This window comes from Psychromonas sp. KJ10-2 (genome assembly GCF_047323255.1).
Lineage (GTDB): Bacteria > Pseudomonadota > Gammaproteobacteria > Enterobacterales > Psychromonadaceae > Psychromonas.
Window position 1 is genome coordinate 858,289 of sequence record NZ_CP178827.1, and the last position, 12,893, is coordinate 871,181.

The 12,893-nt window shown below is 37.9% G+C and carries 13 protein-coding genes; 6 read left to right on the forward strand and 7 right to left on the reverse strand.

From position 1 onward, the window contains the following. Nucleotides 1-143: 143 nt before the first annotated feature. Entirely contained in the window at nucleotides 144-1,112 is a 969-nt protein-coding gene (locus ACLKL2_RS04135) for a sulfatase-like hydrolase/transferase (RefSeq protein WP_413693479.1), read from the forward strand. A gap of 120 nt (nucleotides 1,113-1,232) precedes the next feature. On the opposite strand, the gene pncB is transcribed toward ACLKL2_RS04135, so the two are convergent. From pncB to ACLKL2_RS04150, 3 genes are read right to left on the reverse strand one after another with little or no spacing between them, the layout of a single operon-like run. Further along, entirely contained in the window at nucleotides 1,233-2,453 is a 1,221-nt protein-coding gene (gene pncB, locus ACLKL2_RS04140) for a nicotinate phosphoribosyltransferase (protein ID WP_413693480.1), read from the reverse strand. Beyond that, nucleotides 2,453-2,764: an isochorismatase family protein gene (locus ACLKL2_RS04145; RefSeq protein WP_413693481.1), complete on the reverse strand. Its 312-nt coding sequence runs from the start codon at nucleotides 2,762-2,764 to the stop codon at nucleotides 2,453-2,455. Before ACLKL2_RS04145 ends, pncB begins: the two co-directional genes overlap by 1 nt. Then, a complete protein-coding gene (locus ACLKL2_RS04150; RefSeq protein ID WP_413693482.1) occupies nucleotides 2,758-3,096 on the reverse strand; it encodes a hypothetical protein in 339 nt (112 codons plus the stop codon). The genes ACLKL2_RS04145 and ACLKL2_RS04150 overlap by 7 nt, the downstream gene beginning before the upstream one ends. A gap of 310 nt (nucleotides 3,097-3,406) precedes the next feature. Between ACLKL2_RS04150 and ACLKL2_RS04155 the strand changes: the two genes are divergently transcribed. From ACLKL2_RS04155 to ACLKL2_RS04165, 3 genes are all read left to right on the forward strand, one after another. Continuing rightward, the gene (locus ACLKL2_RS04155) at nucleotides 3,407-4,789 is read left to right on the forward strand and encodes a sodium-dependent transporter (protein WP_113818805.1); all 1,383 of its coding nucleotides are present in this window, start codon (nucleotides 3,407-3,409) and stop codon (nucleotides 4,787-4,789) included. 157 nt (nucleotides 4,790-4,946) lie between these two features. After that, complete coding sequence (locus ACLKL2_RS04160; protein ID WP_413693483.1) at nucleotides 4,947-5,255, forward strand: HlyU family transcriptional regulator; 309 nt, start codon at nucleotides 4,947-4,949, stop codon at nucleotides 5,253-5,255. A gap of 98 nt (nucleotides 5,256-5,353) precedes the next feature. Then, nucleotides 5,354-6,304, forward strand: a complete 951-nt coding sequence (locus ACLKL2_RS04165; RefSeq protein WP_413693484.1) for an AEC family transporter — start codon at nucleotides 5,354-5,356, stop codon at nucleotides 6,302-6,304. A gap of 20 nt (nucleotides 6,305-6,324) precedes the next feature. Here the strand turns inward: ACLKL2_RS04165 and ACLKL2_RS04170 are convergent, their stop codons facing one another. From ACLKL2_RS04170 to ACLKL2_RS04185, 4 genes are all read right to left on the reverse strand, one after another. Further along, entirely contained in the window at nucleotides 6,325-7,110 is a 786-nt protein-coding gene (locus tag ACLKL2_RS04170) for a HalD/BesD family halogenase (protein WP_413693485.1), read from the reverse strand. Between the two features lie 180 nt (nucleotides 7,111-7,290). Beyond that, nucleotides 7,291-8,385, reverse strand: a complete 1,095-nt coding sequence (locus ACLKL2_RS04175; RefSeq protein ID WP_413693486.1) for a YHYH protein — start codon at nucleotides 8,383-8,385, stop codon at nucleotides 7,291-7,293. 77 nt (nucleotides 8,386-8,462) lie between these two features. Then, nucleotides 8,463-9,908, reverse strand: a complete 1,446-nt coding sequence (locus ACLKL2_RS04180) for a diguanylate cyclase (RefSeq protein WP_413693487.1) — start codon at nucleotides 9,906-9,908, stop codon at nucleotides 8,463-8,465. A 60-nt stretch (nucleotides 9,909-9,968) separates the two neighbouring features. Beyond that, the gene (locus tag ACLKL2_RS04185) at nucleotides 9,969-10,598 is read right to left on the reverse strand and encodes a glutathione S-transferase family protein (RefSeq protein ID WP_413694245.1); all 630 of its coding nucleotides are present in this window, start codon (nucleotides 10,596-10,598) and stop codon (nucleotides 9,969-9,971) included. A 553-nt stretch (nucleotides 10,599-11,151) separates the two neighbouring features. Between ACLKL2_RS04185 and ACLKL2_RS04190 the strand changes: the two genes are divergently transcribed. Both ACLKL2_RS04190 and ACLKL2_RS04195 read left to right on the forward strand, forming a co-directional pair. Then, entirely contained in the window at nucleotides 11,152-12,144 is a 993-nt protein-coding gene (locus tag ACLKL2_RS04190) for an XdhC family protein (RefSeq protein WP_413693488.1), read from the forward strand. After that, complete coding sequence (locus ACLKL2_RS04195; RefSeq protein ID WP_413693489.1) at nucleotides 12,137-12,850, forward strand: nucleotidyltransferase family protein; 714 nt, start codon at nucleotides 12,137-12,139, stop codon at nucleotides 12,848-12,850. The genes ACLKL2_RS04190 and ACLKL2_RS04195 overlap by 8 nt, the downstream gene beginning before the upstream one ends. The last annotated feature ends 43 nt before the right edge of the window (nucleotides 12,851-12,893 follow it).

A 12,893-nucleotide genomic window follows, 5' to 3' on the forward strand; every position in this document is an offset into this window, starting at 1 on the left:
ACGCTTTAGGTACTAACCCTAAAGTACTTAACTATCCTTTAAAACCACTAACTTATGCCTCTACTCCTAGCGTTAACGCCGATTACAATATTTTGATTGTTAATGTTGAATCGTTACGTGCTGATATGCTTAATGATCATAATATGCCAAATTTACAGGCGATCAGTGAACAAGCAATTAATTTCAAAAATCACTTCAGTGGCGCTAATAATAGTGCTCAAGGTGTCTTTAGTTTGTTCTATGGTTTACCTAACAGTTACTGGGACCCAATCACTGATAATCATATTGCCCCTGTATTGATGGACAAAGTGGTTGAAAGTAACCGTTCTATCGGCTTGTTCTCTAGTATTGGTTTTGTTCACCCTGAGTTTTTACAAAGTAGCTTTAGCCACCTTAAACAGCAAGCTGACGTTTACTACTCTGATGCCACTAATAATAACCAAGTGATGCAACAGTGGGATGAATGGATTAAAACACAGCAGCAAAGTACACCTTGGTTCGCTTATGTTTATTTAGAGCAGCAGAATGATCATCTGTTTACGCAGCCTTCTATCAAAACAATACCTGAGCAAACAGAGCAATTAACATTGTATCAATCTCAAGTATTAGCCATAGATGAAAAGATACAAACCATAGTAGATAGTTTGAAAGCACAACAGGCTTATCAGAATACTATTATTATATTGACTGGAACCAATGGTCAATCTTTTAAAGAGCAAAATAGTAACGACACATTAATCAGTGGTGCAAGTGTGCCAATGGTGGTTGTATGGCCAAATAAACCGCCTCGTGCTGTTTACCATATGACCAGTCATGTCGATTTAGTGCCAACCTTAATGCAAGAGGTCTTTGCTGTAGACAACCCTAGCAATCAATTTAGTAGTGGCCATGACCTGTTTACTAAACAAGATCGTGACTTTATATTGTCAGGCGATAGTAAGAACTACATTATTTATGAAAACCGTAGAATTACTAAATTTTCGGGAAATGGCGACATTGATAGTATTGACTGGCAAGGTAATTACCTTGAACAAAATGCGGAAAGTGATGCTTTGAACATTACCCTGTTAATTGATGTACTTTCACGCTCAAGACGCTTTAATCAAAAATAAGTGTTTAGACAACTGAGCTATTTTACTTGTTAAAATAACTTAATAAAAAGCCGATAAAGCCGGAGAATTAACGCTCAACTTTATCGGCTTTTTCTGTTTTATGAGTGCTTTAAAGAGTGGTTATTTAGCCACTTTTACTGTACTTGGGTCTATTCCGTATTGGCTGGCTAGATATTGTAAGTAACCTAAATCCTCGCACATACTTTTACCAGGCTCATCGGAAATTTTAGCAACAGGTTTACCATTAACCGTCACCATTTTAATGACAATGCTAAGCGGTTTATTACCAACATCATTCATCAAGTTAGTACCAATTCCAAAAGACACTTTAATTCGTCCTCTAAAACGCTTCCAGATCTCTATCATTCTCGGGAAATCCAATGAATCGCTGAATACCAAGGTTTTGCTTAAAGGGTCAATTTCCATCTTATGATATAAGTTAATTGCCTTTTCGCCCCACTCAAATGGGCAACCACTGTCATGTCGTAAACCATCGTAAAGTTTACCAAAATAAGGGTCATCGAAATCACGCATAAAAGAATCCATAGAGTAACAGTCTGTTAAGGCAATACCTAAACGACCACGATACTCTCTTACCCAGCCTTCTAAGGCGGCTTTTTGTGCGTCAGCTAGCCGCGTAACAGCTTGCCAGCTTTGGAACCATTCATGCGCCATGGTGCCCATGGCAGGTAAATCTAATTTTCTAGCAAAATGCACACAACTTGTTCCAAGGAACTCACTAGGGAACTCTGTTTTTAATGTGCTTAATACTTCCTCTTGCCACGCTTTACTCGCTCGACGACGTGTCCCAAAATCAATAAAGGTTAAGCCCGTTAAATCTTTTTCTGCTTTTAATAAAGCGATTTTGTCTGCGAGCTTTTCTCTCGCCACAAAGAGATCAAACCCGCCACAATTTATAAAAGTATGTAATTCACTAATAATAGAAAGTGCATAGATTTCAAGTAAGCTAACATGCAACAAAGGGCCATCAAAACGCAGGTTAATATTTTTACCGTCGGAATGAAGATGGATAAATTTCATGTTCAATTTAAAGATGCGCAGAAATTCAATAAAGTCCGGCTTAATGAAATGCATTTTGCTTAAGTAATCAAGCTCTTCATCAGTAAAAGATAAGGTGCAAAGGTGTTCAAGTTGTCTTTGTATTTCAGGGATTAAAATCGTTAAATCGAGTCCCTCTTGATTGCGGCATGCAAATTTCCATTGCACATTGACCAGACGGAATTCTGCGGCATGATAAAAAGCTTGTAACATACTTATCTTATAAAAATCGATATCTGTTAAACTTTCAATCAACCAACGATCTATATTTGTATTTTGCATTAACGCGCTAACTCCTGACTACTGGCGATAAATATTACGCCGATATCTTGCATCTCTTGATAGGCAGACTGAATAGAATCATCTGCAATTCCACGGCAAGCCGCTTTATTTAAAATCACTTTAAAGCCGGCTTTAACTAATTGTAAAACCGTTGTTTTCACGCAGTAATCCGTTGCTAGTCCACCAACAATCACGTCAGTCACTTTATTTTCCTTTAACCATTCAATGACACCTGTTCCCTGTTGCTCACTTAGGTCGTGATAACAAGCGCCATAGGGGTGCATCTCTGGTTCAATACCTTTTTCTACCACAAAATCATATTCCGCTTCATTGGGTAACCCTGGATCAGTGAATTACCTTTGGTTCCTACAACACAGTGAGCAGGCCATTTAATATCTAAATTGGGATAATCCCCCTCTACTGGTGTCATTATTTGGTCTGGGGATGTGGCAATCCAAGGAGCCTCTGCGGGATGACAATCTTTGCTCACTACTCGATATTGTGCGAACTTCGCCTGTGCATTTAATTGATCAGTAATAAAGTGCCCTTCTGCTACAGGCAACTCATCAGGACAAAGTGGTGTGAAACCACATTGTGGATCAACATCAAAACTTGCTGTAATAGATTTCTCAACTTTGACCATTTTCTTCTCCAATTTAAAATGATGTTAACAGCGAATATGGGTATGGAACGAGATACCTCTAGATAACCCTATACACACCTGTACTGTCAACTACAGGAACGCAAGAAGGTCTGTTTTTATGTCTATACGGTCATAAAACAAGCACCACTTGTCAAAACACCACTCTTTTATGACTTAAATTAATTTTTATGCGGGTTTCAGTAGCCTCTTTGCCGAACTTTTATTATTCTTAGGCAATTATTTACATAATGGATATTTTTATGGCGCTTAAGGCATAAATATAGCTATTTAATTACATTCAAGGATTTAAATGAGTACTGATACACAAGTGTCTAATCGATGGTCTAGTCGATACGCATATGTTTTAGCTGCAACAGGTGCAGCCGTAGGTTTAGGTAATATTTGGAAGTTCCCATACATAATGGGTGAAAATGGTGGCGGTGCTTTTGTACTTGTTTACTTAGCATGCATCCTATTAATTGGTATTCCAGTGATGATGGCAGAAGTTATCATTGGTAAACGTGGTCGCTCTACGCCAGCTAATGCAATTGCACATGTTGCAGCCGAATCTGGTCGCTCAACGCATTGGTCATTAATTGGTACAATCGGCGTTATTGCTGGTTTCCTTATTCTAAGCTTTTACGCAGTTATTGCTGGTTGGGCTGCAGCTTACGTATTCTTCTCTGGTTCAGGTGAATTCAGTGCAGCGGCGGCAAACCCCGCGACTAACGCTGATGTGATTGGCGCTTTATTCACTGAGTTAATTACTAGTGTGTCTCAATTGATGGTGTGGTCTACATTAACCCTGATTGCAGCTATCTATGTTATCTCTAAAGGAGTTAAAAAAGGGCTTGAAACGGCTATTACTTACCTAATGCCAGCGTTACTTATTTTATTGGTGGGCATCATGTTCTATTCTGCTGTTGTAGGTGATTTTGCAGCGGCCTTTGATTTCATGTTCCATGTTGATTTCTCACAACTTACCATTGAAGGTGCATTAGTAGCATTAGGTCACGCCTTTTTCACTCTGAGCTTAGCAATGGGTATTATGATGACTTACGGTGCATACCTACCTAAAGGTGTGTCTATCGTTAAAACATCTATTACTATCGCTATTGCTGATACGGTTGTTGCGTTAATTGCTGGTTTAGCGATTTACCCTATCGTATTTGCTAATGGTTTAGAGCCAAGTGCAGGTCCTGGTTTATTATTCCAATCAATTCCACTAGCGTTTGGTTCAATGCCATTTGGTGATTTTGTTGGTACATTATTCTTTATCATGATTGTATTTGCAGCATTTACCTCGGTAATTGCACTATTAGAGTCTCCAACAGCCTACCTAGTTGAACGTCAAAACATGAGTCGTACTAAAGCAGCGACTGTTGCGGGCATTGGTATTTGGTTATTAAGCCTATGTACTATATTCTCATTTGCAGGCGCTGATTGGACTAAATTGTCATTTGGTATGGGTGGAGATATCTTTGAGTTCTTAGATTACTTAACTGCAAATATCTTACTACCATTAGGCGGTATCTTTATCTCTATCTTTGCTGGTTGGGTAATTAAACCACACATCTTACAAGAAGAGTTAAACCTAACGGGTACACCATTTGCCATTATTTTAGTGTTATTACGTTTTGTAGCACCAATCGGTATTCTATTAGTATTTGCCAATGCTATCGGCTTATTCTAAACCTTTATATTAATTAGCCTAATTAGGTTGATCACAAAAAAGCAACTCACTGAGTTGCTTTTTTTATCTTCACAATATTTGCTGAAATATAAATCACACATTAAAAGCAGTTTGATTTACAATGCTTTAACAATTTAATTTTTAAGGAATAAAAGTAATGGGATTGCTATCAAGTTTAACGTCGCTCTTTTCTGGCAATAATAATAATAATAATAATAATACTCCAGAAGCAGCACCCGTTGAAGAAAGCACTGAATATAAAGGTTTTACTATTACCCCAGCGCCAATCAGTGAAGGTGGACAATATCGTTTGTCAGCCGCAATTACGAAACAGCTTGATAACCAGTTACAAACACATACTTTTATTCGTTCAGATGTTGTTGCTAGCAGAGATGACTGTATTGAGATGACCATTAGAAAAGCCAAAATTGCCATTGATCAAATGGGCGATAGTATCTTTAGTTAATAACCTAATACACCTTAAAGGCAATGGATTGCATGTTAGGCATAACAACACTTGCTCTCCATTAACCGTTCATTTTCTGTTTCTGTGAGTGCTAGACTATGTTCTTCGAATCCTTACAATTTTCATTTTCTATTGTTGGCCCCATTTGTTTATTACTGTTTTTAGGCTGGTTTTTAAATAATACAGGCACCATTAATGACAGCTTTATTGAAGTAGGCTCTAAGTTAGTGTTTAAAGTCACTTTACCGACCTTACTGTTTCTTAGTATTGTTAAAATGGACCATCAAGCCCAAATTAATTTTAACCTAGTAGCGTATGGAATATCGGCTAATTTTATCTTCTTTTTATTGTGTATTATCGCGACTAAATACTGGGTAACTGAAAAAGAACACCATGGCGCCATTATTCAAGGTGCTTTTCGAAGCAATACGGCGATCATCGGTTTAGCTTACGTTAGCAATGTTTATGGCGAAGCAACATTAGGTTTAGCTGCTGTATATGTAGCCTCTCATACCATACTTTATAATATCCTATCGGTTATTATATTATCACCGAAAAAAGAAGGATTTAACTTCACAATGGTGTTTAGCATGATTAAGTCGATCCTAAAGAATCCTTTAATCATCAGTATCTTGTTAGGCTTGGTTTTCTTCTTAACTAACATCCCAGTACCTAATCTGATTGTCGATACCGGGGAATATTTTGCGGATATGACATTACCCGTTGCACTGCTTTGCACCGGAGCCAGTTTAAGTGTAGAAGCGTTAAAAAATAATAGCTTTAATTGTCGATTTTCAACTATGCTAAAAATTGTCGTTGGCCCTGTTTTAATCACGGCTGGAGCTTATTGCTTAGGTTATCAAGGAGAGTTATTAGGCTTAGTGTTCTTTATGTCTGCCGCACCAACAGCCGCCGCAAGTTATGTTATGGCAAGAGCAATGGGACACAGTGCAGAATTGGCAGCTAATATTATTGCCATGACTACCATAGGCTCACTGATAACCTGTAGTCTGGGTGTCTCGTTATTATATTGGTTACAATTAATGTAGCCAATATAAGCAGTTTGATATTAGCCTAAACGGCCAAAGAACGTCATACGAGCAGACTCAGATAAACTAATGTTGGGTTGGGTATTATAAGCAAGTACCACCAGCATACGGGTTTGCTCACCGATAGTTGGTGTTACTCTATGCATTGAATTCCTACCTCTAAACAATACCAACGCCCCAGGATCCATTGACAGGTTTTCAGTGTTCACATTGCCATCTAAAATGTCCCCAGACATGACATAGTTCATATCACCATTATCCGCATCACGTACATCTTTTACATATTCAAAAACGCCCCCTTGTTGAGGGCTTTGCACCATTAAGGTAATAGCAAAAGAAGAGTTATCATAATGCCAACCTAGCTCCTGCCCTTCACCTGCATAGTGTAAATTAATGGAAGAGAGTGGATCAGCATATTCATACAAGGCTTGCTCACCTAATACTTCACATAAAAAGTCACGAAATTTAGGTGCTTGGTAAAGGCTATGTAACGCCGAGTTTGTCGGTATTTGATCTGTGGTAATACAACCTTTAGAGGAAGTAACTAGACGATTTCTTGGGTGTGAATCGCTATAACTAGGATCAGTTTCAGTTAAATAAACGTTATGTTTATTGCCTGTATAATAAGCAAGATGTTGATTATCTTTACCTTCTTGTTGCAATAATGAGATAACAGCAGGTTTTAAAAAATCTTTTATTACTAATGCACCATTCTCATCCAAGGTGCGCTTACAAGCCTTTCTAAATGTCGAATCATCTATTGGGCTAGTTGTTAAATCAATAACATCAGCTAATGCGAACTCCATTCTGCCCTATCCTTTTCATTATTTATTACGATAACTATTTAACCAATTAATAGTCAGTAAATTTAGCATATAAACAACCACAGGTAATCATTGATTTTTTGCCTAAGATAATCTTAGGTTAGTTAACTATTTAACTTAATGGGATTAATTTATTATCAACCCCATTAATTAGGTTACCGACTAAGCGGTCAGTGTATTACTCTTGTGGTGACCCTTGATTATCACCAGGGGCACCTTCCGGCCCCCTCTCTGGTCGCCCTTCTTCTCCTCAAAATACCCAGTTTCTCCCATAAAACAACCAAATATCTGGTTTGTACCTAGTGCTGAAGCATGATAATGATAACCACGTATCGGATCTGTTTCGCCGCCACAGGCATCTAACCCCTCAGACTCAATACTGTCTTTATCTGTTTTTGCATAAATAGCATATCCATCTAGTGCATATCCGATCATCGCTGAGTGGCCATCTTCTTGAATACCAATTTCAGAGCATCCATTAGCGGAATGGTAATGGTAACCTTCATGTGGGTTAGCATGTGCACCACAATCATCTAATACACCTAATGTATAAGAGCTTAAGATCATATCCAGTGGCGCTGGAGGACCAAATAACACACCATTTAAAGCAATGCCAGTGTTAGAGCGACCATTGATAGCGTTAGGTTCAGTCAGTGGCACTGGTACTTTAGGAATTAATACGGTTTTTTGAATGCCACCCTCTAAATCTTCCAAAGAGCACGATAAGCAGAAATTATTAAACCCAGGAATAGGTCTAGGGTCACCAGCTACTTCACAACCTTTAGCACCATCAATCACGATGACTTCACCTGTATTGATATCATACATTTGCCATTTTTTGTCTTTGTATAAAGTCGACAAATTTTTAATAAATGCGCCATCAACTTGATAAACAGTGCCTTCACCATCAATCCATGTGCCCCCTTCTTCAACACTCGATTCTATTGTAGGTGGGCAGTAAGGTCCTTCTGGAGATGAATCAGGATCGGCTGGAGCACCTGCAATGGTGATCCGATAACAACTGGTTTCAGTTCCGCCACTTAAAGTACATTCAACGGTTTCAACATCTCCGACAATAGCACCATCGGCGAACATACTTAAATCAACAGGTGCATTAATCAGCTGCTCACTGGCTTTTTGTTGTTCTTGAGAGGAGTCTGTTGTGGCGTTATCTTTTATAAGGGAGTCTGGTTCAGAACAACCAGCAACTAAACTGGTAAGAATAATACTCGATATTAAGGTTAATTTAATCTGCATTAATGCACCTAAAATTTTGATAAAAAAGGTACATTAACACAATTTAAGTCAGTTAAGCTGATTACTATTATTTAACCTTAAGCTTCTTTTTCAATTCTTTCAATTAGACTAGCTAGGAAAGTTTGATCTCTTCCTTGCTGTTTTGCTTGATACATGGCTTGGTCTGCTCGTACTAAAAAATCTTCTATTGACTCCTTAGCCTGATACACAGCTAACCCAGCGCTAAAGGTCAGCTTAGTTGTAGCACTTTCGTTTAGCTGAATACTGAGGTTTTGTAATTTATCGCGTAAGCTATTTGCAACTTGTGCAGCGCCAATTTCTCCGGATCCTGGCATCACAAAAATAAACTCTTCTCCACCAATACGACCGCAGAAATCAGTTTCTCTCCCTAAGGTTTTCATAGTTTTAGCAAACTCAGCTAACGCAATATCGCCAACTGCATGTCCCCATTTATCATTGATATTTTTAAAGTGGTCTATATCAATTGAAATAATGCTCAAATTATAATTGGCACGCAGTGACATCAAAGCTTGTTCACCTAAACGCGCTAATGTTGCTCGCCTATTTAACAGACCAGTTAATTCATCCGTGCTAGCCAATAACATCAGCCTTTGCTCTGATTTTTTCTTATAGATGATATAACTTAATGTATCAGCCAATATCTCCATTAAAATATAATCATCTTTACAGAATGGGGCTGTGGGAGTGTGACTTGAAAAGTTTACTGTTCCATAAAGTTTACCATCGACTTTAATCGGGCAGCCAATATAAGATTCTAGCTTAAAGTTTTGATAACAAGGATGGTATTTAATATCACTTTCACCGGTAAAGTGAAAACCTACAGTTTGGCCTGCTTTCAGAGTATGGGTGCAATAGGTCCCCTCAATATCAAAATGAGTCTCCGGTTGTAGCTCATTATTCACATCAACACAACTCTCAACCACATAATCCTCGTCCATGATGTGCGATATGATTGCGATTTCAAAACCAAAATGGCGTAAACCAATCTCAAGTAATGAAGTCATTTGTTGATCATAGGAGGCATTTGTATCAGAAGTAATATTATGAATCTGTTGTAAAGTATCTAAAGACTGTTCTGCAGAGCGCGCTGATCGAATAAATGCAATATACCCAATCACTTCACCGGATAAGTCTCGCATGGCAGCACCAGTAGTTAATGCTAAAAATTGGTCTCCACCCTTTCGTTGATAAGTTACACGGTAGGTATCTGGCGCTGTATCATTCTTTAAGTTAAAACGTTTCTTACCTTGCTCAAAAAAATCTGCTTGATCAGCATAAAACATTTTTGTTTGGTGACCGTACAACTCCTGTTGCGAATAACCAAAAAGCTTCACAAACGCGTTATTTACATAAACCATTTCTCTATTGGTATTAGCCACAACAAGCGCCTCTGAGAAACCATCAAACATTGCTGTCAATAAGTTGAGTTGTAAGCTATCTACTTTTAAATTAACTCCATTTAATGGCCTATTTTGTTGTTGACCACTTTTATGCTCTTCCATAAATAGACCTTAACTAATATTCAAGTTTATGTTTTAACAAATAATATCGACAATCATTAACTAAACTAAGCCTTCTTGAAGCATCATTTTTTGCACTGCATCACGCTTTAACATGCTTTGATAATGTTTCTTCACATTCGGCCAATCTTGAGCTCGGCTTGTATAACGACGACTCCAATAAGCGACCATAAGCAGATGAAAATCAGCGCCGCTTAACTGTTCTCCTAATAACCAAGGCCCATCACTTTCTAAAGCTTGATCAATTACTTTCCAACACCGTGCGAGTTCTTCACTTGCTTTATCGACGACCTGTTGTAAATTAGTGTCACCATTTACAAATTGTTCTGGGTGTGCCCATCGATTCGCCGCTTCTTGCAATGTATTAGACATCCACGACATATATTGATAATAAACTCCACGCTTTGAGCTCATTAAATCAGGCGATAATCCTGACTGTGGATATTGGTCCAATACATACATTAAAATAGCAGAGGATTCATAAATAACCTCCCCTTTATGCACTAGTGTCGGCACCTTACCATTAGGATTAATTGCTAGGTATTCAGGCGATTTTTGCATATTTTTCGCTAGGTCAACTTCAATTAAGTCATAATTAACAGCTAACTCTTCAAAAATCGCATGGGTCGCCATATTAGCGCCCCCTTTATCCCAATATAAAGTAAAAATAATTGCTTCCTATGTTGTTTTAATCACGCTCATTACGCGGTTTTACCTTTGTAGAAATAGCTTGCCATTTCACAAAGATTTTTATGAATAACAAATGCTTATATAACCCTTAAAGCTATCACTTTTTCTACACAAAATTTAAGCCTATTATGTATATCGTTGCGCTTATTCAATTCAACCGTGATACTCACCACTATCAATTGATCATATCATTTTAACAGTCATATAAAAAATCGTACTGTCTCTAACCTTCTCATTTAACAGCCATATCGATCACTAATCATCAATAAATAAACAACACAAATAAAGATAGTACCTGTTATTGACTATTCAATCTATTTAAGGATTTTAGTTATCATTTAAGCTATTTGTTATTAAAAAATGATTAATAGCTGAAATTCCCTTAAAATTAGCACAGTTCAATAGAACGTATTTTAAATGTAATTTTCTGCTACAAATAGGTTTTACGCATTGCCGTAATTAACAGATCTATTAATTAGTTAACATCATTTTTAACCATTAAAATGTTATAAATCTAAAGTTGTATTGGAGTTCAATGTCACACCATATCGAAGACTTACTAGCACAGTGGAAGCAATTTCCAAAGGATGACTGGGTGCTAGCGGTGATCACTAATATTCAAGGTTCTTCCTACCGTAAAACCGGTGCCATGATGTTATTTCATGCCCTAGGAAAAAGTATTGGTTTAGTCAGTGGTGGTTGTTTAGAGGGTGACTTACTTCGTCATGCACAACGTTCACTACAACAAGACCAAGCCATTAATGTGACTTACGATGCCAGCGATGAGAGTGATGCCAGTCATCAACTAGGTTGTGGCGGTATTGTTGATTTATTATTAATCCCTGTAACACCTAACAATAACTACTTGCATTTAGAAACGCTTAGACAGCAATTACAGCATGGTCAATGTGAATTTCATATTCCTTTGGTGAAAACCGGAACGCCATCAACATCAGTAAACACACAAGTTGTGCCTACTAATGCGCAAGTTCATGACCCTAAAGCATCGTTCATTAACCCATCAGACTCACAGGTTAAAACACTTGCTATCCCATTTAGACCACGCTTTCATTTAGCAATTTTTGGCGGTGGCTTAGATGCACAGCCATTAGCTAAGTTAGCGTTACAATTAGGTTGGGCTGTCTCTGTCTTTGATCAACGTAGTAGTTATGCTCACCCCATTAATTTTGTTGATACAAAGATAATTAAAGACCCTATTTCATCATTACCTTCATCGGTACTTAACAAGGTTGATGCAGTTGTAGTGATGCAACATAATTTAGGGTTAGATGCATTAGCCATAAAATTGATTGCCAGTAACAGCCCCGCTTACATTGCGCTACTTGGTCCTCGTCATCGCAGAGACCAAGTATTTGCTAAAGCAAATGTGAGCTTATCGGACTTTTCAGGTTACTTTTCAGCACCAGCTGGTTTTGATATCGGAGGAGAACTACCTGAGTCTATTGCATTAAGTATTTTAGCCGAGTCCCATGCCCTATTGCATGGTAAGTTACCCCTGTATGAATAATGTTTTAAACCATAATAGCATTACCTTACTTTTATTAGCGGCGGGCCAGAGTCGTCGTTTTAATGGTGCTAAACTAGCGCAGCCAATCACGGATTTAAGCATTGATGGCAGCACAGCAAAAACTCAGCCATTATTGCTACACAGTCTAGATAAACTCAATGCGCTATCTACTTATCTCGATACCTTAAAGATACAAAACCAAGTCGTCATTGTGCTTGGCCATCATCAACAAACACTGCAACAGCTACTCCCTAAAGGCACTAAGATCATCATTAATGAAGATAGTGACCGTGGTTTATCAAGTTCTATCAAAACCGCACTGCAAGCTACTGAGCAAGCCCAAGCTAACAACCTTTTAATTACTTTGGCCGACCATATTGGGATCAGCTATTTAGATTATCAGCAACTAGTGCAATTATGGCTAAAAACCCAGAACAACGTTTGTGCTTATTATCAAGAGAAGTTAGCAGCTCCGGCTATCTTTAAACACACGCACTTTCTAGCTTTAGGTGAGTTACAAGGAGATAAAGGAGCAAAACCACTATTAAAAAAACTAGCTGCAAGCAACGAATTAACCACCTTATTCTTAGCTAATGGTATTTATGATATTGATACTGAGGAAGATCTCATTAACTTGGCAGAAACAGTTTTACTAAAAATAGAGACTGAAAATAGGTGCAATGCCAAAAATACAAAAGACAATTAAAGTACGTGTTGTTAAGTATTTAATAGCAATACTTTAACAACTC